Raw genomic sequence first — 20,592 nt, forward strand, 5'->3', positions numbered from 1 at the left:
GAGGCAACGGTCTCCCAGTGACAAAACACCGGCACAAAAGTTCCCCTGAAGCGGGCCGGCATACCCTCTAATTGGAGTTCCCCCGGAAGCATGAGACAATGCCCGGCCTCCAACTTACCAACGCCCAACCGACAAGACGAGACATGACCGCCAAACTGATCAACGGAAAAGAAATTGCCGCCGAAGTAAGACAGCAGGTCGCCATCGGCGTGGAAGCCCGCAGGCAGCAAGGGCTTCGTGCACCAGGACTTGCTGTGGTGCTGGTTGGCAACGATCCCGCTTCCCACGTATACGTAGGCAACAAACGCAAAGCCTGCGATGAAGCCGGAATCCTTTCCCTCTCCTACGACCTGCCGGAAGACACCTCCCAGGACGCGCTGGAGGCACTGATAGACGAACTGAACGAGAACCCGACGGTGGACGGGATTCTGGTACAGCTCCCCCTCCCCGACCATCTGGATGCGGATCCGATTCTGGTGAAGATTCGGCCAGACAAGGATGTGGACGGCTTTCACCCCTACAACATTGGCCGGCTGATGCAGCGCAAACCCACCCTGCGCCCCTGCACCCCGGCGGGCATCATCACCCTGCTCGACAGCATCGATACTCCCTACAAGGGCCAGTACGCCGTGATTGTGGGCGCCTCCAACATCGTCGGGCGGCCAATGAGTATGGAACTGCTGCTTAAAGGCGCGACCACAACCGTTTGCCACCGATTCACACCGGATCTGGAGAAGTTTGTTCGTGAAGCGGACATTCTGGTGGCAGCCGTGGGCAAACCCGGCCTGATCAAGGGAGAGTGGGTGAAACCAGGCGCAACCGTGATTGATGTGGGCATCAACCGGATGGAAGACGGAAAACTGCACGGCGACGTGGATTTCAGGACAGCGTCCGAACGTGCTGCCTACATCACACCGGTCCCCGGCGGTGTCGGACCGATGACCATTGCCACCCTGCTGCAGAACACCCTGTACGCTGCTGACGTGCTTCACCGGGTCTGACCCCGAAGGGGTCTCGGAGCACCTTTCACGCCGCCAACATAGTGCACCGGGTCTGACCCCAAAGGGGTCTCGGAGCACCTTTCATGCCGCTAACATAGTGCACCGGGTCTGACCCCAAAGGGGTCTGACCCGATTTTCAGCTTTTGCCAGGGATCCATCTCCATACTAGTGAAAAGGGGGTCTGACCCCACGGGGTCAGACCCCGCTAAGAAAAGCTGGTCACAAAAAACCCCGCCGTGGCGGGGTTTTTTGTGACCAGAGCTTACTGCCCGTACTTCGCCTTCGCCTTGAGGCGGTATGCGTGCAGGAGCGGCTCGGTGTAGCCATTCGGCTGCTCACGGCCCTTCAGAACCAGATCCAGGGCCGCCTGGAAGGCCACACTGTCATCAAAGTTTCCGGCCATCGGGCGATACGCAGGATCACCGGCGTTCTGCTTGTCGACCACAGCTGCCATGCGCTTCATGGTTTCCATGATCTGCTCTTCAGAGCAGATGCCGTGGTGCAGCCAGTTGGCCAGCAACTGGGATGCAATCCGCAGGGTGGCACGGTCTTCCATCAGACCCACATCATTAATATCGGGCACCTTGGAACAACCAACGCCCTGATCAATCCAGCGTACAACATAACCGAGGATACCCTGGGCGTTGTTGTCCAGCTCTTGCTGGATGTCTTCGGCGCTCAGCGACGACGGATCGTCCATCACCGGTACCGTCAGGATGTCTTCCAGGGCGGCACGGGTACGGCTTTCCAGCTGCTTCTGAACGTCAGCCACACTCACTTGATGGTAGTGAGTGGCATGCAGGGTGGCGGCGGTGGGAGACGGAACCCATGCAGTGTTGGCGCCAGCTTTCGGGTGACCGATCTTGGCCTCCAGCATGCCCGCCATCAGATCCGGCATGGCCCACATGCCCTTACCAATCTGGGCAACGCCACGGAAACCGGTCTCCAGACCAATGTCCACGTTCCACTGCTCGTAGGCGTTGATCCAGGTTGCCTGCTTCATCGCGCCTTTGCGAATGAACGGACCCAGTTCCATGGAGGTATGGATCTCGTCACCAGTGCGGTCCAGGAAGCCGGTGTTGATGAACACAGCACGCTCCTTGGCGGCATGGATACAGGCCTTCAGGTTAACCGTCGTGCGGCGCTCCTCGTCCATGATGCCAACTTTCAGGGTAAAACGTGGCATGCCCAGTGCGTCTTCAACACGACCAAAGAATTCGTTGGTGAACGCCACTTCTTCCGGGCCGTGCATCTTGGGCTTCACAATGTACATGGAGCCTTTGGTGCTGTTCTGGAACTTGCCATTGCCTTTCATGTCGTGAATGGCAATCAGCGAGGTGATCAGGCCATCCATCAGACCTTCCGGCACTTCGTTGCCGTCTTTCAGCAGAATGGCCGGGTTGGTCATCAGATGACCGACATTCCGGATAAACATGAGGCTGCGCCCTTTCAGGCTCAATTCGCCGCCGTCCGGTGCGGTGTAGGTGCGGTCCGCGTTCATTTTACGGGTCAGTTGCTCGCCGCCCTTCTCGAAGGTTTCCTGCAGATCACCTTTCATCAGGCCGAGCCAGTTGCGGTAGGCCAGAGCCTTGTCGTCGGCATCGACGGCCGCAACCGAATCTTCGCAATCCATGATGGTGGTCAGGGCAGACTCCATCAGTACGTCTTTCACATTGGCGCCGTCGTCCTTGCCAATCGGATGGCTGGCGTCAATCTGAATCTCGAAGTGCATGCCGTTCTTGACCAGCAGCACGCCAGTGGGCGCATCGGCGGCACCGGTGTAACCGACAAAGCCGGCTTCGTCCTTCAGACCGGTGGCTTCACCATTCTGCAGCTTTACCACCAGCTTGCCACCCTCAACCAGGTACTTGGCAGCGTCTTTATGGCTACCGGAAACCAGCGGCGCGGAGCTGTCCAGCAGATCGCGGGCCCACTCGATGACCTTGGCGCCGCGTACCGGGTTATAGCCACGACCTTTCCCGGCACCGTTCTCTTCGGAGATGGCATCAGTGCCGTACAGAGCGTCGTAAAGGCTGCCCCAGCGAGCGTTTGCCGCGTTAAGGGCAAAGCGGGCGTTCATGATCGGCACAACCAGCTGCGGGCCGGCCATGGTGGCGACTTCCGGATCAACATTGGCGGTCGAAATCTTGAATTCTGCGGGCTCGTCAACCAGATAACCAATGTCGTTCAGGAAAGATTTGTACTCGGCCATGTCCAGCTTCTGACCCTTGCGGTCCCGGTTCCAGCTGTCCATTTTTTCCTGGATCGCATCACGCTTTGCCAGCAGCTCGCGGTTGCGCGGCGCCAGCTCGTTCACGATCCTGTCGAATTCTGCCCAGAATTTGTCGGCATCGATTCCGGTACCCGGAATCGCTTCGTTGTTTACGAAATCATACAGATTCTTTGCGACTTGAATGCCGCCGACTTGTACGCGTTCTGTCATCGTTGTCTGCCTCAGTGGGTTACGTTTCCCGACTCCCCCTTCACCTTGAGGGGGCATTCTAATTAGAGCGCCGCATTGTAAGGGAAAATCCTTACAAGATCATTCCTGCAGGCGCAAAACTGGTCTGACCAACCACCATTTCCCCGAAATTCAACCTCTCCGCCAGCTCGTCCCCTCGCGGGAGTCGTCCAGAACAATGCCCTTCTCCGCGAGATCGTCGCGAATCCGGTCAGCCTCGGCAAAGTTCTTCGCCTTGCGGGCATCTGCCCGGGCCTGGATCAGCGTCTCAATGTCCTCGGCACTGAGTTCACTTCCAGTATCGGCCTGGAAGAAAGCCTCGGGATCCTGCTGCAGCAGGCCAAGTACGCCACCGAGTCTTACCAGCACCGCTGCGCTGCGCTTCGCTTCCTCTTCACGCCCGTCCCGACGATGCTGGTTGATCTCGTTAGCGACGGCGTGCAACACAGCAATCGCGCCTGCGGTGTTGAAATCATCATCCATCGCTTCGGCGAACCGCTGGTCGTACTCTGTTTCCGGCACATCCGCTACTTTAGCGGGCACAATGCCGCGCAGCGCATGGTAAAGCCGGGTGAGCGTGCGACCGGCCTCAGCCAGGTTTTCCTCGGAATAGTCCACCTGGCTCCGGTAATGACTGGAAACCAGGAAATAACGAACCACCTCCGCAGGGTACTTTTCCATAATCTCGCGGATGGTGAAGAAATTGCCCAGGGATTTGGACATCTTTTCCTTGTTCACCCGAATAGCTCCAGCGTGCATCCAGGTATTCACGAAGGTATGGCCGGTGGCGCACTCGGATTGGGCAATCTCGTTTTCATGGTGCGGGAACAACAGATCAGGGCCACCGCCATGAATATCAAAGGTGTCGCCCAGGCAGGCGGTGGACATTACCGAACACTCAATGTGCCAGCCCGGTCGACCATCACCCCAGGGTGAAGGCCAGCTCACCTCCCCCGCCTTGGCCGCTTTCCACAGTGCGAAATCCGCCGGGCTACGCTTGGCTTCCTGAACATCGACCCGGGCACCCGCCAGCAGATCTTCCAGCTTCTTTTTGCTGAGCTTGCCGTAGTCATCAAAGGAATCAACGGCAAAATACACATCGCCGTTATCGGCAGCATAGGCATGCCCCCCGGAAATCAGCTTATGGATCATCGCGATGATTTCGTCAATGAATGCCGTGGCCCGGGGCTCGTCGTCCGGAGACAGCACGCCCAGGCGGGCTTCGTCTTCGTGCATGGCTTTGATCATACGGTCAGTGAGCTCAGTGTAGGGCTCGCCGTTCTCGTCAGCACGACGCAGGATCTTGTCGTCAATATCGGTAATATTGCGAACATAGTTCACCTCGTAACCCCGGTGGCGCAGGTAACGGGTGATCACATCAAACGCCACCAGAACCCTGGCATGGCCAAGATGGCAGTAGTCGTAAACCGTCATGCCGCAGACATAGATCCGGACCTTGCCCGGTTCAATAGGCCGCAGTTCTTCCTTCTGCTGGGTCAGCGTGTTGTAGATGCGGATCACTTGCCCCCCTTACCCCAGGAATCCCTGAGCGTTACGGTGCGGTTGAAAACCGGCCGGCCGGCACTGGCGGTGTGCTCCTGATCGCAGAAGAAATAGCCTTCGCGCTCGAACTGGTAGGGCAGATCGGTACGAGGCTGCGCCAGACTCTTCTCGACCCGGGCGCCTTTGAGAACGACCAGAGATTCCGGATTCAGGTGATCCATCAGATCGCTGTCCTTATCGCTGTCCGGCGATTCATGGCTGAACAGGCGGTCGTACAGGTTGATGTCCGCTTCCACACTGTCAGTTGCGGACACCCAGTGAACAACGCCGTTAGGCTTGTAGCCCTCGGGATTCACACCCAGGGTGTCCGGATCGTATTCGCACTTGAGCTCAACAATCTCGCCGCTGTCGTCTCGGATAACTTCCCGGCAGGTCATCACATATCCGCCCCGCAGGCGTACCGCCTGATCCGGCGCCAGCCGCTTCCATTTCCGCGGAGGCTCCATGTCGAAATCTTCCCGGTCAATATACAGGGTCCGGGTCCAGGGCACTTCGCGCTCGCCCATTTCCGGGTTTTGCGGGTGCACGGGCAACGTCAGGGTCTCGCTCTGGCCGGCCGGATAGTTGGTCAGCGTCACCTTCAGTGGCCGCATCACACACATGGCGCGCGGGGCCCGGTTGTTCAGATCTTCCCGGATGGCATGCTCCAGCATACCCACATCCACAGTGCCACCGGCCTTATTCACGCCGATCATATCGCAGAAGGTGCGAATGGACTCGGGGGTATAACCGCGCCGGCGCATACCGGAAATGGTGGGCATCCGCGGGTCATTCCAGCCATCAACAGCCCCCTCATCCACCAGGCGCCTGAGTTTGCGCTTGGAAGTAATGGTGTAATTCAGGTTCAGCCGGGCAAACTCGATCTGGCGCGGGTGACAGGGGACTGAGATGTTATCCAGGACCCAGTCATACAGCGGCCGGTGATCCTCGAATTCCAGGGTACAGAGCGAATGGGTGATTCCCTCCATAGCGTCCGAAATCGGATGGGTGAAATCGTACATCGGGTAGATGCACCATTTGTCGCCGGTCTGGTGGTGCTCGGCGTACCGGATACGGTAAAGAATCGGATCCCGCAAATTAATGTTCGGGGACGCCATATCAATCTTGGCCCGCAAAACCAGCTCACCGTTCTGGTACTTGCCGTCGCGCATGTCGCGGAACAGTTGCAGGCTTTCTTCAATCGGGCGATCACGATAGGGGCTGTTTCTGCCCGGCTCTCTCAGGCTGCCCCGGTACTCGGCCATTTCGTCGGCATTCAGGGCGCACACGTAAGCCTTGTCCCGGGTAATCAGTTCCTCGGCAAACTCATACAGGGCGTCGAAGTAATCCGACGCGTAGCGAACCTCGCCGGCCCACTCGTAGCCAAGCCACTCCACGTCCTGCTTGATGGCGTCGATGTATTCCTGGTTTTCCTTCTCCGGGTTGGTGTCGTCAAACCGCAGGTTACAGTCTCCGGAAAAGGTTTCGGCGATACCAAAGTTCAGGCAAATCGACTTGGCGTGGCCAATGTGCAGGTAGCCGTTGGGCTCCGGCGGAAAACGGGTGACCACCTTGCCGGTATGCTCTCCGTTGGCGATGGCGTCTTCGATCAGGCTCTGGATAAAGTTGTGGGCTTTCTTCGACTCGGCGCTCATACAATCTCTGTTAAAAGGGGAGTGAATCTTAAACCGCGTATTATACTCACAAATCCTTGCCGGACTCATGCATAGCGGGAAAGTCTTGAGTACAATGGGGCCCGTAACGCATTCAACCATTACGAACAGGAAAACCTGATGATTCTGCTGACAACCAACTACGGTGACATCAAGCTCGAACTGGACTACGACAAGGCACCGGAAACCGCCAGGAACTTTGAACAGTACGTCCGCGACGGCTTTTACGATGGTCTGATTTTTCACCGTGTGATCAGCAACTTCATGATTCAGGGCGGCGGATTTGAGCCGGGCATGACACCCCGCAAAACCCGGGATTCCATCCAGAACGAGGCTGATAACGGCCTGAGCAACATGCAGGGAACCATTGCCATGGCCCGCACCATGGACCCTCATTCCGCCACGGCCCAGTTCTTTATCAACGTTGAGAACAACGGTTTTCTGGACCACACCGCCAAGAACGCCGAGGGCTGGGGTTACTGTGTTTTCGGCAAGGTGGTTGAAGGCATGGAAACGGTCAACGCCATTCGTGCTGTGCGCACCACCATGCGCGGCGGACACCAGGACGTTCCCGCGGATGATGTGGTCATTGAGAAAGCCGAAGTTCTGGAGGACGGAGGCGCGGCGTGACCACGCTGTTTATCTCGGATCTTCATCTGGAAGAATCACGCCCGGACATCACCGGGGCATTCCTGGCCTTTCTTGAGCAAAAAGCCGCCGGGGCTGAACAGCTCTACATCCTTGGCGACTTTTTTGAGGCCTGGATTGGGGACGATGAGCGCACACCGCTGCAGGAAAAGGTTGCTGCCGCCCTTCGCAAAGTGAGAGACGGGGGCACCGAGATCTTTCTGATGCATGGCAACCGGGATTTCCTTATCGGCGAGGATTTCTGCGATCGTGCCGGGGCGACGTTGCTGGAAGATCCCTGCGTGATCGATCTATATGGCACGCCAACCCTGCTGATGCATGGTGACAGCCTGTGCACCGCCGATGAGGAGTACCAGAAGTTCCGTGCCAACATGCGCAACCCGCAATGGCAAAAGATGATTCTCCAGCGGCCGCTGAAAGATCGCCAGCAGATGGCCCGCCAACTGCGGGAAATCAGCATGGCCAAAAATCAGGGCAAGGAAGAGTTCATCATGGACGTAACACCCGAGGAAGTGGTCCGGGAGCTGGAAGCCCACGGCGTGCAACGGATGATCCACGGCCACACACACCGTCCGGCGGAGCATGCGCTGACTGCGAATGGGCAGCCAGCGAAGCGGATTGTCCTGGGCGACTGGGCCGAGAACGTCTGGTGGCTGGAAGTGACGCCCGGCGCTTCACCCCTTCTCGACAAACACCCGCTGTAACGTAGAAAGGCCGGGCCATTGCCCGGCCTTTCCGTCTCAGTTGTGCAGAATCTGCTCCAGGAACTTCCGGGTTCTCGGTTCTCTGGGGTTGGAGAAAAACTCCTGGGGCGGAGCCTCTTCCACAATCTCACCGCTATCCATAAAGATCACCCGGTCCGCCACCGTTTTGGCAAACCCCATTTCATGGGTGACGCAGATCATGGTCATGCCACTTTTCGCCAATTCCACCATAACGTCGAGCACTTCCTTGATCATTTCCGGGTCCAGTGCCGAGGTGGGCTCGTCGAACAGCATGATTTTCGGCTTCATGCACAAGGCCCGGGCAATGGCCACCCGCTGCTGCTGGCCACCGGACAACTGACCCGGGTACTTGTTGGCCTGATCGGGAATCTTAACCCTTTCCAGGTATTCCATTGCGCTCGCTTCAGCTTCCTTGCGGGGGGTCTTCCGGACCCAGATGGGCGACAGACAACAGTTCTCCAGCACGGTCAGGTGCGGAAAAAGATTGAAGTGCTGAAACACCATGCCGACTTCCCGGCGCACGGTGTCAATCTGGCGCACATCATCGGTCAACTCCACATCATCCACCACGATTTTGCCCTGCTGATGCTCTTCCAGCCGGTTAATGCAGCGGATGAATGTGGATTTGCCGGAACCTGACGGGCCACAGATAACGATGCGCTCGCCCTGCTTCACGGTCAGGTTCAGATCTTTCAGAACGTGAAAGTCCCCATACCATTTGTGCATACCCTCGACTCGAATAATATCGACTTTCGGCTCACTCCGGCTCTCGGCATTCTGCTGGCTGTCCGGTGTTCGGGTGGTTTCTGTCATTGGATTACCCATCATGATTTATGACCAGTGTCGAGTTTGCGCTCCAGCTTCTGGCTGTACCGGGAAATGCCAAAACAGAACACCCAGAAACAGAAGGCAACGAAGACATACCCCTCAATGGCGACGTTCTGCCAGGCGGGGTCCGTTATGGTTGATTGAACTGCGCCAAGGATGTCGAACAGGCCGATGATCAGCACCAGCGTGGTGTCCTTGAACAGCGCTATAAACGTGTTAACGATCCCGGGAATGACCATCTTGAGGGCCTGGGGCAGAATGATCAGCCCGGTTTTTTTCCAGTACCCGAGCCCCAGCGCGTCCGCTGCCTCGTACTGCCCCCGCGGAATGGCCTGCAGGCCGCCCCGGATAACTTCCGCCATGTAGGCCGACTGCCAGAGGGTAATGCCGATCAGTGCCCGCATCAGCTTCTCGAAGTTCATGCCTTCCGGCAAAAACAGCGGCAGCATCACAGACGCCATGAACAGCACGGTAATCAGCGGAACCGCCCGCCAGACCTCGATAAACACGACACAAAGGCCGCGAATAATGGGCATATCCGAACGCCGCCCCAGGGCCAGAAGAATACCGATGGGCAGGGACGCGATTATGCCGATATAGGCAATGATCAGCGTCAGCATCAGGCCGCCCCATTTGGCGCTGTCCACTGCCTCAAGGCCAAAGCTGCCGCCCGGGATCAGGAAATAGCCGACCACCGGCAGGCCAGTCATGCCGAAAATGCCCAGCCACTTGCGGCCCGGTAAGTTCTCAATGAACTGGGGCACGAACGACAGAGCCAGCAGGGCGAACATCACATCGATACGCCACTGCAGGGAATCCGGATAAAACCCGTAGATAAAGAAATTCAGGCGCTGGTTGATAAACAGCCAGCAGGCACCGGCGCCCGTGCAGTCGCTCGGCTCACTGCCCTTGAAGTCGGCCTCAAGGAACAACCAGTTCAGCACTGGCCCCACGCTGGTTACCAACAGGTAGCCCACGATCAGGGTCAACAGGGTGTTGTACCAACTGGAGAACAGATGCATCCGCATCCACGCTACCGGGCCCAGAGTTTTCCTGGGTGGTTTCATTACAGACTCAGCCATCATCGCTCCTTAATCGCCACAGCCCGGTTATAAATGTTCATAAACAGGGAAATGAGTAGACTGATTGTCAGATAAACGGCCATCGTAATCGCAACGACTTCAACGGCCTGGCCTGTCTGGTTCAGGGTCGTCCCCATGAACACCGCCACCAGATCGGGATAGCCGATCGCTGTCGCCAGCGAGGAGTTCTTGACCAGATTCAGGTACTGGCTCGTTAACGGCGGAATAATCACCCGCATGGCTTGCGGAATAACGACCAGACGCAGGGTGAGACTGTTCGGCAGCCCCAGCGCTTTGGAGGCTTCTGTCTGGCCCTTACTCACGGAAAGGATGCCGGAGCGGACAATCTCCGCGATGAAACTGGCCGTATAGAGAGATAGCGCAATCCATAGGGCCGCCAACTCCGGAATGATGGAAATGCCACCGCCGAAGTTGAACCCTTTCAGGGCCGGAAAGTCCCAGGTCAGCGGTTGCCCCGCCATCAGGTACGCCAGCACCGGCACCAGAACCAGAACGGCAAGACCCACCTTGAATGTGGGAAAGATCTGCCCGGTGGCCAACTGACGTTTTTTGGCCCAGGTTCGCAGAGCCACAACCGCAACGACGGCGGCGATCACCCCACCCCAGACCAGGCCGAAGCCATCCTGGGCCACCGGTTCCGGCAGGTACAGGCCCCGGTTATTCAGGAACAGCGCATTGCCCACCTCGACACTTTGCCGGGGCGAAGGCAGATTACTGAGCACCGCAAAGTACCAGAAGAAGATTTGCAGCAGCAGTGGGATGTTGCGGATCACTTCGATGTAAACCAGGGCAACCTTGGCCACCAGCCAATTACTGGACAGTCGGGCAACCCCGAGAATAAAGCCGAGAATCGTGGCAGCGACGACACCCATGGCGGAGACCAGCAGGGTGTTGGTGAGCCCCACCCAGAAGGTCCGGCCATACGACATGGTGGCGTCGTAGGGGACCAGGCTCATGATGATGCCAAAGCCGGCGGTTTCATCGAGAAAGCCGAAACCGGTGCTGATGCCACGGCTTTCCATGTTGGACAGTGTGTTATCGATCAGGGTCCAGCCAGCCCAGAAGACCAGCGACAGAGTAACGAGCTGAAAGAAGATGGAACGAATACGCGGATCATACCAGGGTTTGGGACCCGCAGGTCTCGAATCAGTTGTTTGTCTTTTCATGCATTTTCCCGAAAAGCTTCCGTGCGGTTAAACACATCATCACAGATTGACCGGAGGCAAAGCTCACCGGGAGCCCGCCCCCTGTCCGCTCTCAGGTGTTAACGAACCGGTGGCGCATACATGATGCCGCCTTCGGTCCACAGTGCGTTGAGACCGCGATCAAGACCCAGCGCGGTGTCTGGTCCGACATTACGGTTGTACATCTCACCGTAGTTGCCAACCTGTTTCACCACCTTGTACCCGAAATCCGCCGGCACGCCCAACTTGGCGCCCATGTCACCGTCGGATCCAAGCAGACGCTGGATATTCGGGTTATCCGACTTCAGCATGTCGTCCACGTTCTCCATGGTGACGCCCAGTTCCTCGGCGTTGATCTGGGCGAAAAGAACCCACTTCACTATGTTGAACCATTGGTCATCACCCTGGCGCACCACGGGGCCCAGGGGCTCTTTGGAGATAGTGTTTGGCAGAATCTTGGCCGAGGACGGGTCGGCGAGCTTGGACCGAAGTGCCGCAAGCTGCGACCGGTCGGATGTCAGCACATCACACCGGCCAGAGGCAAACCCCTGCACTGTCTGCTCGGATGTATCAAATACAATCGGCTTGAACTCCATGCCCTTGGCCCGGAAATAGTCGGCAAGGTTCAGTTCGGTGGTAGTACCCGCCTGGATACACACGGTTGCACCATCAAGCTGGGTGGCATCGTCCACACCGATGCCCTTATTAATCAGGAAGCCCTGACCGTCATAGTAATTGACACCGGTGAAGTTCAGACCCAGGGAGGCATCACGGGTCAGGGTCCAGGTGGTATTCCGGGACAATATATCGATTTCACCGGACTGCAGTGCTGTCAAGCGCTCCTTGGCGGTCAGTGGGGTGAACTGGACAGCCTTGGCGTCACCAAAGATGGCAGCGGCCACAGCCCGGCAGGTATCCACATCAATGCCTGTCCAGTTGCCCTTCTCATCAGGCTGTGAAAATCCGGGAAGACCACTGGTCACACCGCATTGCAGGTGCCCTTTCTCCTTGACACTTTCGAGCGTTGTGGCCGCGCTAGCGGTTGAAGCGGTGAATGCACCCAGAATCAGGGCGGCGCCGACGGCAATCGACTTGGCGTTATTCATTTATTATCTCCGAAGTTCCGTTGGTTATACGAGCAACGGTTCTCAGCAATTTATGAGCCAGAGAACTTAACACGTTGATTTATTGTGTTTATTCTATTACGAGGCGTTTCCGCTAACACACTTCGGCCACACCACTGTGCAAACCGGGCCTCAGTTCGGCGCACGGGGAGACTACAGGTCGGTGGAAAGGTGTTTTCCAGAACGCTCAGTTACAAGATAGAACATAGATCAGGGTTTGAACTGATTTTCAGGAATTTTCATTTCAGGAGGTTCAGAATAGGTGTCCAGCCGCTTCAGCCAGCCCGGCAGCCAGCGTTCCCGCTCAACCGGATCTTCAGCATTCTCTGCCCTGCGGGTCAGCACTTTGCGGGCCGCCTCCCGAAATTGCTGAATGGCCGCTTCTTCCGGATCGCCGGACATGGCCATCAGCACCTGCAACAGACCCCAGCCATCACCTTTATAACGCTCCGTCTGCGACACCCCCTCTCCTTTGAAGTTGACATAATCCATGATTGCATACACGCCGCCGGGCGTCTGGCTCAAGGCTTCGAGGCGCTCGGTGATGTCGTCTTCCTGTTCTTCGGGAGCCGCATCAATCACCTTCTCCAGAGACATTCTGGCCCGACGAAATATAAACTCCGCCTGCATACCCTGACTGCCTGCCAGAAACTCCCTGAGCTCTGCCATTTCCGGCGAATCAACGACAGCCAGAAAGGACTGCCTGTCGCCCCAGGGGGCGTCAAAGGGGTCGAGATCTCTCAGCCACTCGGGAATACTGACCTGACGCTGCTTCATGTACTCAACAAGAGCAGGAAAACTTTCCACGAATCTTCCATCCACACCCTCCGGATACCAGATAAAATGTCCGATACCCAGAGATGGAAAGGCTTCCCCCTCGTTCCAGTGAACCAGACACTCGAAACGACCCGCGCACTCGTTTCGGAAAATCTGCTGACCGACCCAGTCCAGCTGAGCAGGGGTAAGCGCAAGTGATATATCTCCAGCCGGCAGATTATCAGTCTTTGCAACCTGCCTCCCGGAATCACTTGCTGGCGCCTTTTCATCAGAACCGCAACCAGCCAAACCCAGAAGGCTGGCCACGAAGATCACTACGAGGAATTTAAAAGCCAATGGTTTGCTCCGAGCGAGTAGGTGTTAAACACAGTCAGTCAATCAATAACATACTCCGCCAGATTTCGTCAGGTCGTTATTCGTGACGTAAAGCATCAATCGGGTTCGGCATGGCTGCTTTTGTCGATGCCGCGCATTTTTGACCACTTCACCAGAGCCATCCCCGGAACAGAAACAGCCGCGCCGAACACACTCTTGATTGAAAGTCCCTTCATAGCCCCTCCTTCGGAGAAAGTATGTTGACGGGGAAACCCACTGCTCTCTAGAGTTTAGAGGAGTTCAGACGCCCGATAGTAAAATGGAGACTGAAAAGAATGCCAACCCGCCTTGAGCCCGCAAAGCTGGGACTGCGCACCCGACTTTTCAAGCTGCTTTTTGAGTCCGACAGCCGCGCAGCCAAGGCTTTTGATATTGGTTTGGTCCTGCTGATTTTCGTCAGTGTCGGGATTGTCATGCTCGATAGCATAGACAGCTATCACCAACGCTATGGTGACCTGTTTTTCTATACAGAATGGTGCATTACCATTCTCTTCACAATCGAGCTGGCTCTGAGGATCTACTGTTTGCAGAAGCCATGGCTCTACCTGAAAAGCTTCTACGGCATCATCGACCTGCTGGCGATCCTGCCGTCATGGCTGACACTGATCCTGCCCGGTTTCCAGACCCTGATTATCGTTCGGATGCTCCGGGCATTGAGGCTGTTCCGGGTGCTTGACATGATGATCCTGGAGGGAGAGAAGAGGCTCCTGCTGGATGCCATGATACGGAGCCGGCATCAGATCCTTTTGTTCCTCTTTACCGTGCTGATGGTTGTGACAATCTTTTCTTCTGTCCTCTACCTGATTGAACCCGCCGACGCCGGATTCACCAGCATTCCGACAGCGATCTACTGGGGCATTGTTACACTGACAACGGTCGGCTACGGCGACATAACACCGGTCACCCCTCTGGGACAGTTTATATCGGTAGCGATAATGCTCACCGGCTACTCGATCATTGCACTGCCCGCGGGCATCTTCTCCGCCGAAGTGATCCGGGCCCTGCGTGAAGAGCGCTACTCCCGTGAAGCCTGCCCCGGATGCGGCAGGGATCACCATGAACAGGATGCGCGCTACTGTAAATTCTGCGGAACCTGGCTCGATGAGGACACTGTTGATCCGCGCAAAAAAACAGAAAGCCCGGCAACATGAGGCTCCGGGCTTCTGTGGATCACATCGTACGCCTCAGTCCATCAGATGTCCGGACAGTTTTGACCTGATCTCGTCAGGAATCGGCAGGGCTTTTTCGGCTCCATAATCGAAATGAATCAAGACAGCGATGCCACGGGCAATCTGTTTGCCATTCTGCCAGGCCTCCTGAACCACGTGGAAGGAGCTGTTGCCGATTTTTCCAATCCCGGTGCGGATCTCCACCGGCATATGCCAGTAGCTCTGTGCCATCAGATCAATCTCCAGCCGGGCGATGATCAGCGGCCAGGTTTCGGCTTCCAGGGTAGGATGAAAAATCCGGAAAACCGGCGTTCTGGCCTGTTCAAACCAGACCGGCAAGGTGGTGTTGCTGATGTGCCCCAGGGCATCGGTATCGCTGAAACGTGGTTCCAGTTCAAGATGAAACATCGTGTCTTCCCTATTTCCAAAACCGCCTACTATACACTGGCACACTGGCTACAAAGAAAGGCCCCGGTTGTGAACCTGGGGTCAGATGAAAGCTTTCATCTGACCCCGATTTCAGCACGAAAAAAACCGGAGCATCACGCTCCGGCTTTATCAGGGCCTGTGTGATGCACCCTTTACTGCTCCACAAACGCCCGCTCGATAACGTAATGCCCCATGTCACCACCCCGAGCTTCCTTGAAGCCCATGTTGTTAAGGATAGCGCAGGTGTCCTTGAGCATGCTCGGGCTGCCGCAGATCATGAACCGGTCGTTCTCCAGGTCGAACTCCGGCAGGCCGAGATCACGGGTAATCTTTCCGGTTTTCATGGCATCCGTCAGGCGGCCCCGGTTACGAAACTCCTCACGGGTGACGGTCGGGTAATAGACAAGCTTGCCTTCGACCATTTCACCGAAGAACTCGTTTTCCGGCAGCTCTTCGATCTCCTTCTGGTAGGCGAGTTCTGACACATAGCGTACGCCGTGAGTCAGGATCACCTTGTCGAACGCCTCGTAGACTTCCGGATCCTTGATGATGCTCATGAACGGCGCGAGCCCGGTACCGGTACTGATCAGCCAGAGATTCCTGCCCGGCAGCAGGTTGTCCAGTATCAAGGTACCGGTCGGCTTGCGGCTCACCAGGATCTCATCCCCTACCTGAATCTTCTGAAGGCGGGAGGTCAGCGGGCCGTCCTGAACCTTGATTGAGAAGAACTCCAGCTCTTCCTCGTAATTGGCACTGGCAATACTGTACGCACGCATGAGGGGTTTGCCGTCGGTTTCCAGACCGATCATGACGAAATGACCGTTCTTGAAACGAAATCCCGGGTCCCGGCTTGTGGTGAAGCTGAACAGGGTATCGTTCCAGTGGTGGACGCTGGTAACTTTCTCTTTGATCAGGTTGCTCATGTAAACCTCTTGCCTGTTCGTTACGCTTTTTACGGCGAATGTTTCAACTTTGGATTGCGTTAAGTGTAACCCGACACTAACCTATCGGGAAAATGGGATATTCTCATAACCTTATTCGAGCGAGTCGATTTAGAGCAAAATGTTATGAAATACAGTTTTCGACAACTGGAAGTCTTTCTGGCCGCGGCCCATTTCCAGAACATCACTCGCGCCGCCGAGTCGCTCGCCATGTCGCAGTCCGCAGCCAGCAGTGCGCTCAAGGAGCTGGAAAACCAGTTTGATATCCAGCTGTTTGACCGCGTTGGCAAACGCCTTCAGCTAAACGAGCTCGGTCGACTCTACCGGCCAAAAGTTGAGGCCGTCCTCGCCCAGGCAAACGAACTGGAGCGGGCGTTCAGCAAACACACGGAAGTGGGTGCCTTAAAAGTCGGCGCCACACTCACTATTGGTAACTATCTGGCTGTAGGTGTCATGGCCCAATACATGAATACCCCTACCCGGCCACGAGTCGCGCTGGAGGTTGCCAACACGAGCACGATCGCAAGAAGGGTCAAGGATTTTGAACTGGATATCGGGCTGATTGAGGGGGAACTACAGTCGTCAGAACTGGATGTCATTCCCTGGCGGGGCGATGAACTGGTGGTTTTCTGCTCGCCCAGCCATCCCCTGGCCAGCAAAGGTTCACTCACGGACGAGGATCTGCGCGAAGCCACCTGGATTATGAGGGAACAAGGTTCCGGAACACGGCAGAGTTTTGAGCGAGGCATGCACGGTCTGCTGCCGGATCTGAACGTGCTGCTGGAGCTGGAGCACACGGAAGCCATCAAGCGCGCGGTCGAAGCGAACCTCGGTATTGGCTGCCTGTCCGACGTGGTTCTGGCCGACGCCTTCAAGCGTGGCAGTCTGGTTCCCCTGGCAGTGCCGGAGCATCGGCGCTTTAACCGGCAGTTCTACTTCATCCTGCACAAGCAGAAATACCGCAGTGCCGGGATTGATGCCTGGATTGAGCTTTGCCGGCGGCTGAGGTGAAGCCGGGGTCAGATGAAAGCTTTCATCTGACCCCAACTTCATGACCCCAACTTCACCTCAACGGCCCGCTATGGAACCGGAACTCGCTGTCCGGTTCCTCGATCAGTCTCTTCTCGATCACCAGAAACTCTGCCACGCGATCATCCACCGGGCCTGCGGCGGCCTGCTGCGCCAGCTTCAGGTAATCCTGGTAGTGCCGCGCCTCGGATTTCAGCAGGCCGGTGTAGAAATCTTCCAGCTTTTCATCCAGAAAAGGCGCCAGTGCCGCGAACCGCTCGCAGGAACGCGCTTCGATAATGGCACCCACGATGAGAACATCCACCAGCCGGCCGGGATCTTCCGAGCGGACCTCCTGCCTCAGCCCGGCAGCGTAGCGAGCCGGTGTCAGATGGCAGTACTCCACGCCTCGTTTGTTCATGATCGCAAGTACCTGCTCAAAATGCCGGAGCTCTTCACGGGCCAGCCGCGACATCCTGTTCAGCAACTCAGTGTTATTCACGTACCGGTACATCAGGCTCAGCGCGGTTGAGGCCGCCTTTTTCTCACAATGGGCATGGTCGATGAGCATCAGGTCCTGGTTGGCCAGGGCGTTGTCGATCCATTGTTGTGGTGTCCGGCACGGCAGAAAGTCGTGAATCTCTTGCAGGGCGTCGTTCATGGCGTCATTACGGTGGTTGATTTGCGGCCCGCGAGTATAACGCACCTAGCAGATTTCTCCGACCTCTGTCCAACTTAACTTTATAAGGGGTTTCCTATAGAATGCAGCGCCAGATTAAGGAGTCTCTGAATAAACCCTGAAACCCCATCGGTGATTTGAGGCATTATTCAGAGGCTCCTGCGGCCTTTCCGCCAAAAACCTCCCGCCAGGCAAGAAGCCGGCGCGGGACATTCCAACTGATGAGGGTCCATATCGTGTTAGAAGCCTACCGTGAACACGTTGCCGAACGTGAAGCCCTGGGTATTCCTCCCAAGCCCCTGAACGCCGAGCAGACTGCTGCTCTGGTTGAGCTGCTGAAAAACCCGCCAGTGGGTGAGGAAGAAACCCTGGTTTACCTCCTGGAAAACCGCGTTCCGCCGGGCGTGGACGAAGCCGCTTACGTAAAAGCCGCCTTCCTGTCTGCCATTGTCAAAGGTGAAGCTGCTTCTGCGCTGATCGACAAAAAGAAGGCCGTCCAGCTGCTGGGCATGATGCAGGGTGGCTACAACATCGCCACTCTGGTTGACCTTCTGGACGACAGCGAACTGGCCGGGCTGGCCGGCGAAGAACTCAAGCACACGCTGCTCATGTTTGACGCGTTCAACGACGTTAAGGAAAAGATGGACGCGGGCAACGCCGTCGCCAAGTCTGTGGTTGAATCCTGGGCCAATGCCGAATGGTTCACCAACAAGAAAAAGGTTCCCGAAAGCACCAAAATGGTGGTATTCAAGGTCACTGGCGAAACCAACACCGACGACCTGTCTCCGGCTCCGGATGCCTGGTCCCGCCCGGATATCCCGCTGCACGCCCGCGCCGCCTATAAAATGGAACGCGACGGCCTGAAGCCGGAAGAGCCCGGCGTAACTGGCCCCATGAGCCAGATCGACGACATCAAATCCAAGGGCCTGCCGGTCGCCTTCGTAGGTGACGTAGTAGGCACCGGCTCTTCCCGTAAGTCCGCCACCAACTCGGTTCTGTGGTTCTTCGGCGAGGACATCCCCGGCGTGCCGAACAAGCGTGCCGGTGGCGTCTGTATCGGCAACAAGGTTGCCCCGATCTTCTTCAACACCATGGAAGACGCCGGCGCTTTGGTATTCGAAGCCCCGGTCGACGACATGAACATGGGCGACGTCATTGAAATCCGCCCGTACGAAGGCAAGATCCTGAACGAAGCCGGCGAGACCATCTCCGAGTTCAGGTTCAAATCCGACGTAATCCTGGACGAAGTTCAGGCCGGCGGCCGCATCCCGCTGATCATCGGTCGTGGCCTGACCGCCAAGGCCCGTACAGCACTGGGCATGGGCGCGACTGACCTGTTCCGTCTGCCGAAGGATCCGGAAGCAGGCACCAAGGGCTTCACCCTCGGCCAGAAGATGGTCGGCAAGGCCTGTGGCCTGGAAGAAGGCAAGGGCGTTCGCCCTGGTACCTACTGCGAGCCCCACATGACCACCGTCGGCTCCCAGGACACGACTGGTCCGATGACCCGCGACGAACTCAAAGACCTGGCGTGTCTGGGCTTCCAGGCCGACCTGGTGATGCAGTCCTTCTGTCACACCGCCGCCTACCCGAAGCCGGTTGATGTGGAAATGCAGCACACCATGCCGGACTTCATCCGTACCCGGGGTGGTGTTTCCCTGCGCCCCGGCGATGGCATCATCCACTCCTGGCTGAACCGTATGCTGCTGCCGGACACCGTCGGCACCGGTGGTGACTCCCACACCCGTTTCCCGATGGGCATTTCCTTCCCGGCCGGCTCCGGCCTGGTGGCGTTTGCCGCCGCCACCGGTGTAATGCCGCTGGATATGCCGGAGTCGGTTCTGGTTCGCTTCAAGGGCGAAATGCAGCCGGGCATCACCCTGCGTGACCTGGTCCACGCCATTCCGCTGTACGGCATCAAGCAGGGCATGCTGACCGTTGAGAAGAAAGGCAAGATCAACGAATTCTCCGGCCGTATCCTGGAAATCGAAGGCCTTGAGCACCTGACCGTGGAGCAGGCGTTCGAACTGTCCGACGCTTCCGCGGAACGGTCGGCAGCCGGATGCACCATCAACCTGTCTGAAGAGTCCGTGGCCGAGTACCTGCGCTCCAACATCACCATGCTGCGCTGGATGATTGCCGAAGGTTACGGCGATCCGCGTACCCTGGAACGTCGCGCCCAGCAGATGGAAGAATGGCTGGCCGATCCGAAGCTGATGCGTGCCGACAAAGATGCCGAGTATGCTCACGTAGTGGAAATCGACCTGGCCGAGATCAAAGAGCCCATCGTGTGCTGCCCGAACGATCCGGACGATGCCCGCACCCTGTCCGAAGTGGCCGGCGACAAGGTTGACGAAGTCTTCATCGGTTCCTGCATGACCAACATTGGTCATTTCCGTGCCGCGGGTAAGCTGCTGGCACAGAACAAGGAGCCCCTGAAGACCCGCCTGTGGATGTCCCCTCCCACCAAGATGGACCAGGCTCAGCTGATGGAAGAAGGCTACTTCAACATCTACGGCACCGCCGGTGTTCGCACCGAGATGCCGGGCTGCTCCCTGTGCATGGGCAACCAGGCCCGCGTGGCGGCCAAGTCCACGGTCCTGTCCACCTCCACCCGTAACTTCCCGAACCGACTGGGTGATGGTGCCAACGTGTACCTGACCTCTGCGGAACTGGCAGCGGTTGGTGCGGTGCTTGGCAAACTCCCCTCCGCCGAGGAGTACATGGAGTACGCCAAGGATCTGAACAGCATGTCGAAAGAGATCTACAAGTATCTCAACTTCGATCAGATGGAGAACTACACCAGGAAGGCCGCCGAGGCGAACGTTGCCTGAGCACTGACCTTCTCGGTTCAGCTCCACAAAAAAACGCCAGCCTGGAGGCTGGCGTTTTTTTATGATGAGGGCGCACACCGGCTGGAGTCCGGGC

Annotated in this window: 17 protein-coding genes; 6 read left to right on the forward strand and 11 right to left on the reverse strand. The window is 57.2% G+C overall.

Going from position 1 to position 20,592, the window contains the following annotated elements; genetic code table 11:
- The first annotated feature begins 143 nt into the window (after positions 1–143).
- On the forward strand, positions 144–1,001 hold the full coding sequence (gene folD, locus AC13C0_RS19020) for a bifunctional methylenetetrahydrofolate dehydrogenase/methenyltetrahydrofolate cyclohydrolase FolD (protein ID WP_482954891.1): 858 nt from the start codon (positions 144–146) through the stop codon (positions 999–1,001).
- Positions 1,002–1,263: 262 nt separating this feature from the next.
- Here folD and AC13C0_RS19025 read toward each other — a convergent pair whose 3' ends face one another.
- From AC13C0_RS19025 to AC13C0_RS19035, 3 genes are all read right to left on the reverse strand, one after another.
- A complete protein-coding gene (locus AC13C0_RS19025) occupies positions 1,264–3,444 on the reverse strand; it encodes a malate synthase G (protein WP_117617485.1) in 2,181 nt (726 codons plus the stop codon).
- A 150-nt stretch (positions 3,445–3,594) separates the two neighbouring features.
- Complete coding sequence (gene cysS, locus AC13C0_RS19030) at positions 3,595–4,983, reverse strand: cysteine--tRNA ligase (RefSeq protein ID WP_117617486.1); 1,389 nt, start codon at positions 4,981–4,983, stop codon at positions 3,595–3,597.
- Complete coding sequence (locus tag AC13C0_RS19035; RefSeq protein ID WP_117617487.1) at positions 4,980–6,659, reverse strand: glutamine--tRNA ligase/YqeY domain fusion protein; 1,680 nt, start codon at positions 6,657–6,659, stop codon at positions 4,980–4,982. Before AC13C0_RS19035 ends, cysS begins: the two co-directional genes overlap by 4 nt.
- A 138-nt stretch (positions 6,660–6,797) precedes the next feature.
- On the opposite strand from AC13C0_RS19035, the gene AC13C0_RS19040 reads away from it, so the two are divergent.
- Complete coding sequence (locus AC13C0_RS19040) at positions 6,798–7,307, forward strand: peptidylprolyl isomerase (RefSeq protein WP_117617488.1); 510 nt, start codon at positions 6,798–6,800, stop codon at positions 7,305–7,307.
- A complete protein-coding gene (lpxH, locus tag AC13C0_RS19045; protein ID WP_117617489.1) occupies positions 7,304–8,029 on the forward strand; it encodes a UDP-2,3-diacylglucosamine diphosphatase in 726 nt (241 codons plus the stop codon). The genes AC13C0_RS19040 and lpxH overlap by 4 nt, the downstream gene beginning before the upstream one ends.
- Before the next feature lie 36 nt (positions 8,030–8,065).
- On the opposite strand, the gene AC13C0_RS19050 is transcribed toward lpxH, so the two are convergent.
- The 5 genes from AC13C0_RS19050 to AC13C0_RS19070 all read right to left on the reverse strand — a co-directional run bounded on the left by AC13C0_RS19050 (position 8,066) and on the right by AC13C0_RS19070 (position 13,402).
- The gene (locus AC13C0_RS19050) at positions 8,066–8,863 is read right to left on the reverse strand and encodes an amino acid ABC transporter ATP-binding protein (RefSeq protein ID WP_117620275.1); all 798 of its coding nucleotides are present in this window, start codon (positions 8,861–8,863) and stop codon (positions 8,066–8,068) included.
- A gap of 11 nt (positions 8,864–8,874) precedes the next feature.
- Complete coding sequence (locus AC13C0_RS19055) at positions 8,875–9,960, reverse strand: amino acid ABC transporter permease (RefSeq protein ID WP_341582174.1); 1,086 nt, start codon at positions 9,958–9,960, stop codon at positions 8,875–8,877.
- On the reverse strand, positions 9,960–11,147 hold the full coding sequence (locus AC13C0_RS19060) for an amino acid ABC transporter permease (RefSeq protein WP_117617491.1): 1,188 nt from the start codon (positions 11,145–11,147) through the stop codon (positions 9,960–9,962). Before AC13C0_RS19060 ends, AC13C0_RS19055 begins: the two co-directional genes overlap by 1 nt.
- A 98-nt stretch (positions 11,148–11,245) precedes the next feature.
- Positions 11,246–12,271: an amino acid ABC transporter substrate-binding protein gene (locus AC13C0_RS19065; protein ID WP_117617492.1), complete on the reverse strand. Its 1,026-nt coding sequence runs from the start codon at positions 12,269–12,271 to the stop codon at positions 11,246–11,248.
- A gap of 228 nt (positions 12,272–12,499) precedes the next feature.
- Positions 12,500–13,402, reverse strand: coding sequence for a hypothetical protein (locus tag AC13C0_RS19070; RefSeq protein WP_482954892.1), 903 nt, complete (start codon positions 13,400–13,402; stop codon positions 12,500–12,502).
- Between the two features lie 314 nt (positions 13,403–13,716).
- Between AC13C0_RS19070 and AC13C0_RS19075 the strand changes: the two genes are divergently transcribed.
- Positions 13,717–14,592, forward strand: a complete 876-nt coding sequence (locus AC13C0_RS19075; protein WP_482954893.1) for an ion transporter — start codon at positions 13,717–13,719, stop codon at positions 14,590–14,592.
- Between the two features lie 33 nt (positions 14,593–14,625).
- On the opposite strand, the gene AC13C0_RS19080 is transcribed toward AC13C0_RS19075, so the two are convergent.
- Together AC13C0_RS19080 and AC13C0_RS19085 are read right to left on the reverse strand one after the other, a co-directional pair.
- Complete coding sequence (locus tag AC13C0_RS19080; protein WP_117617495.1) at positions 14,626–15,018, reverse strand: acyl-CoA thioesterase; 393 nt, start codon at positions 15,016–15,018, stop codon at positions 14,626–14,628.
- A 173-nt stretch (positions 15,019–15,191) separates the two neighbouring features.
- Positions 15,192–15,962, reverse strand: a complete 771-nt coding sequence (locus tag AC13C0_RS19085) for a ferredoxin--NADP reductase (RefSeq protein WP_117617496.1) — start codon at positions 15,960–15,962, stop codon at positions 15,192–15,194.
- A gap of 144 nt (positions 15,963–16,106) precedes the next feature.
- Here AC13C0_RS19085 and AC13C0_RS19090 point away from each other — a divergent pair, with 144 nt between their 5' ends.
- Entirely contained in the window at positions 16,107–16,991 is an 885-nt protein-coding gene (locus AC13C0_RS19090) for a LysR family transcriptional regulator (protein ID WP_482954894.1), read from the forward strand.
- A 52-nt stretch (positions 16,992–17,043) separates the two neighbouring features.
- Here the strand turns inward: AC13C0_RS19090 and AC13C0_RS19095 are convergent, their stop codons facing one another.
- Entirely contained in the window at positions 17,044–17,649 is a 606-nt protein-coding gene (locus tag AC13C0_RS19095; RefSeq protein ID WP_117617498.1) for a MiaE family protein, read from the reverse strand.
- A 254-nt stretch (positions 17,650–17,903) separates the two neighbouring features.
- Here AC13C0_RS19095 and AC13C0_RS19100 point away from each other — a divergent pair, with 254 nt between their 5' ends.
- Positions 17,904–20,498, forward strand: a complete 2,595-nt coding sequence (locus tag AC13C0_RS19100) for a bifunctional aconitate hydratase 2/2-methylisocitrate dehydratase (protein WP_117620276.1) — start codon at positions 17,904–17,906, stop codon at positions 20,496–20,498.
- The last annotated feature ends 94 nt before the right edge of the window (positions 20,499–20,592 follow it).

This window comes from Marinobacter sp. B-21, assembly GCF_056857895.1.

What these genes read in the sequence shown, in the direction of transcription:
- folD (WP_482954891.1), top strand. Translation starts at nt 144, where the DNA reads ATGACCGCCAAACTGATCAACGGAAAAGAAATTGCCGCCGAAGTAAGA.
- AC13C0_RS19025 (WP_117617485.1), bottom strand. Translation starts at nt 3,444, where the DNA reads ATGACAGAACGCGTACAAGTCGGCGGCATTCAAGTCGCAAAGAATCTG.
- AC13C0_RS19035 (WP_117617487.1), bottom strand. Translation starts at nt 6,659, where the DNA reads ATGAGCGCCGAGTCGAAGAAAGCCCACAACTTTATCCAGAGCCTGATC.
- AC13C0_RS19040 (WP_117617488.1), top strand. Translation starts at nt 6,798, where the DNA reads ATGATTCTGCTGACAACCAACTACGGTGACATCAAGCTCGAACTGGAC.
- AC13C0_RS19050 (WP_117620275.1), bottom strand. Translation starts at nt 8,863, where the DNA reads ATGACAGAAACCACCCGAACACCGGACAGCCAGCAGAATGCCGAGAGC.
- AC13C0_RS19055 (WP_341582174.1), bottom strand. Translation starts at nt 9,960, where the DNA reads ATGGCTGAGTCTGTAATGAAACCACCCAGGAAAACTCTGGGCCCGGTA.
- AC13C0_RS19060 (WP_117617491.1), bottom strand. Translation starts at nt 11,147, where the DNA reads ATGAAAAGACAAACAACTGATTCGAGACCTGCGGGTCCCAAACCCTGG.
- AC13C0_RS19065 (WP_117617492.1), bottom strand. Translation starts at nt 12,271, where the DNA reads ATGAATAACGCCAAGTCGATTGCCGTCGGCGCCGCCCTGATTCTGGGT.
- AC13C0_RS19075 (WP_482954893.1), top strand. Translation starts at nt 13,717, where the DNA reads ATGCCAACCCGCCTTGAGCCCGCAAAGCTGGGACTGCGCACCCGACTT.
- AC13C0_RS19080 (WP_117617495.1), bottom strand. Translation starts at nt 15,018, where the DNA reads ATGTTTCATCTTGAACTGGAACCACGTTTCAGCGATACCGATGCCCTG.
- AC13C0_RS19085 (WP_117617496.1), bottom strand. Translation starts at nt 15,962, where the DNA reads ATGAGCAACCTGATCAAAGAGAAAGTTACCAGCGTCCACCACTGGAAC.
- AC13C0_RS19090 (WP_482954894.1), top strand. Translation starts at nt 16,107, where the DNA reads ATGAAATACAGTTTTCGACAACTGGAAGTCTTTCTGGCCGCGGCCCAT.
- AC13C0_RS19095 (WP_117617498.1), bottom strand. Translation starts at nt 17,649, where the DNA reads ATGAACGACGCCCTGCAAGAGATTCACGACTTTCTGCCGTGCCGGACA.